2 protein-coding genes are annotated in these 1,763 nt (G+C 74.1%); one reads left to right on the top strand and one right to left on the bottom strand.

Going from position 1 to position 1,763, the window contains the following annotated elements; translation table 11 throughout:
• Positions 1–362: 362 nt before the first annotated feature.
• Complete coding sequence (locus RIF68_RS35815) at positions 363–1,211, top strand: MurR/RpiR family transcriptional regulator (protein WP_309055806.1); 849 nt, start codon at positions 363–365, stop codon at positions 1,209–1,211.
• 30 nt (positions 1,212–1,241) lie between these two features.
• Here RIF68_RS35815 and RIF68_RS35810 read toward each other — a convergent pair whose 3' ends face one another.
• Positions 1,242–1,613 carry a hypothetical protein gene (locus RIF68_RS35810; protein ID WP_309055804.1) on the bottom strand — a complete coding sequence of 124 codons (372 nt, stop codon included), beginning with the start codon at positions 1,611–1,613 and terminating at the stop codon, positions 1,242–1,244.
• Positions 1,614–1,763 lie beyond the last annotated feature (150 nt).

The raw sequence follows: 1,763 nt of genomic DNA, 5'->3' as shown, positions 1-1,763 counted from the left end.
CGGGCGCCGGCCGGCGCCCGCCCGCGGCGCGGCCCGGTGCGGACCGGCCGGCCCCACCGGACTTCGTGTGATCGGTACCGGCGCGACACGTCCGCGCAGCACCCGCTTAACACCGGTCCGGCACAGTGAGGGGTGTCGGCGTCACGGACCTCCGGAGCGGCTCCCGGACCTCCTCACGACGCCTCGGACGCGGAGACCGGCCCTGACCCGGGCCCGTGTCCTCCGTGGGGACCGCCGTCGTCCCGACCCCCGGTGACGGGGGTGCGGCGGTCCCCGCGTCACTCTTCCCGCCGTTCCGCGGCCCCCGTCTGCATATCCTTATGCAGGTTCGACGGTGGATGAATACGCGGAAGGGGGACGGCATGAGCGACAGCCCGGCCGGACGGCTGCAGGCGCTTTTCGAGGGGCACCGGCTGACGCCGACGCAGCGGCGGATCGCGCACTGCATGGTGCGGCGGGCCGCGGACGTGCCGTTCCTGTCCAGTGTGGAGCTCGCGGAACTCGCGGGGGTCAGCCAGCCCTCGGTGACGCGGTTCGCCGTCGCGCTCGGCTTCGACGGCTACCCGGCGCTGCGCCGGCACCTGCGGGAGGTCGCCCCTCCCGAGGCCGCCGGGGGCGGGGAGGAGGAGCCCGCCGGGCACAACGAGTACCAGCAGGCCGTGCTCGCCGAGATCGAGAACCTGCGGCACCTCGCCGGGCTCCTCGCCGACCCCGCGCCCGTCGAACGGGCCGGCCGGCTGCTCGCCCGCTCGCGTCCGCTGCTCGTGCTGGGGCTGCGCGCCGCCTCCTCGCAGGCCCGTGGCTTCGCCTACTTCGCCGCCAAGGTCCACCCGGACGTGCGGCTGCTCGACGAGGGCGGCACCATGCTCACGGACCGCGTCGACGCCGCCGTACGGGCCGGGGCCACGGCCCTGCTCTGCTTCGCGCTGCCCCGGCACCCGCGCGAGGTCGTGGAGGCCCTGGAGTACGCGCGGGCGGCCGGGCTCACGGTCGTGACGGTCGCCGAGTCGGCGTTCGCGCCCGTCGCCGCCCACAGCGACCTGCTCATCCCGGCCGCCGTCGGCACCGCGCTCGCCTTCGACACGGCCTGCGCGCCGATGATGCTGGGCCGGGTCCTCCTGGAGGCGATGGCCGACGAACTGCCGGACGCGCAGGCCCGGCTGGAGGAGTTCGACGCGAAGGCGGCGGCCCGGGGCCTCTTCGTGGAGTGAGGCGCGGCGGGCGCCGGCCCGCGCCCGCGGTCAGATCTCCAGCTCCTCCTCGATCTTCTTCAGCCGGTGCCGGGCCATCGCCAGGTTGGAGCGGTTCTTGTCCAGCGCCAGGTAGAGGAAGAGGCCGTTCGTGCCGCGTCCCTTGAGGAGGCGGATCAGGTGGTACTGGCCGCCGAGGGTGATCAGGATGTCCTCGATCTCGTCGCTGAGCCCCAGCATCTCCATGGCCCGCACCTTGGCGCGCACGACGTCGGTGTTGCCCGCCGCGGCCACGTTGAGGTCGAGCTCGTCGTTGCCGCCGATGGTGCCGAGCGCCATGCCGCTCGTGTAGTCGACGAGGGCGGCGCCTATCGCGCCTTCGATGGAGGCCGCTTCCTTGAGGGAGGTCTCGGGGTTCGCCATGGTGTCGTACTTCCTGTTCCGGAGGTGAGGGGACGGGTCGGGATCGTTACGGGATACGGGGTGGGGTGCCGGGTCGGTCCGGGGCGCCGCGCTCCAGGGCGCCGTCGACGAGTTCTCCTATGCGGGCGCTCGACCGGCGGGCCTCCAGGT

The sequence above is a fragment of the Streptomyces sp. genome (assembly GCF_031178505.1).
GTDB classification, from domain to species: Bacteria; Actinomycetota; Actinomycetes; order Streptomycetales; family Streptomycetaceae; genus Streptomyces; species Streptomyces gulbargensis.
This window is presented reverse-complemented; position numbering and strand designations above follow the sequence as displayed.

Coding starts and splice junctions, on each gene's coding strand:
- RIF68_RS35810 (WP_309055804.1), bottom strand. CDS start 1,613: ATGGCGAACCCCGAGACCTCCCTCAAGGAAGCGGCCTCCATCGAAGGC.
- RIF68_RS35815 (WP_309055806.1), top strand. CDS start 363: ATGAGCGACAGCCCGGCCGGACGGCTGCAGGCGCTTTTCGAGGGGCAC.